The following is a 431-nucleotide window of genomic DNA, read 5'->3' on the forward strand; positions in this document are numbered from 1 at the left end:
TTCTGTTTCTACCATCTGGACTACGGCGGGCGCGGGACTGAAATCGTTGACGCTGACCTCACACCTGAGGACCGCCGGCAGGCGGTCAAGCGGGTCTGTGACATGACTCGGAAGTACCACGACCGCGGCGAGGAAATCGAGACACTACTGGTCGGGAACTACGCCGACGCGGCCTACCTCGTCGAGTACGCCCGCGAGCACATGAGCGACGCGCAGGCCAAGCGAGTGTACGAGTACCTGCGGGTCAACGGCGGAGACCCGACCGGCGAACGCGTTGCCGACGTGGACTATCAGGGCAACGTCCACCTCACACAGTGCTGGCAGGGGTACTCGCTGGGGAACGTCCGCGACCGCTCGTTCGGCGACATCTGGGAGGACGAGTCGAATCCGCTGCTTCGGGCGCTCCGGAACCGCGAGGACCACCTCAGCGG

General features: G+C 65.0%; 1 protein-coding gene. It reads left to right on the plus strand.

Annotated elements, in window-relative coordinates; genetic code table 11:
* A partial coding sequence (locus tag C5B91_RS21870) for an SPASM domain-containing protein (protein ID WP_199708916.1) occupies positions 1-431 on the plus strand: 431 nt, incomplete at both ends.

This window comes from Haloferax sp. Atlit-10N, assembly GCF_003586325.1.
Classification (GTDB): domain Archaea; phylum Halobacteriota; class Halobacteria; order Halobacteriales; family Haloferacaceae; genus Haloferax; species Haloferax prahovense.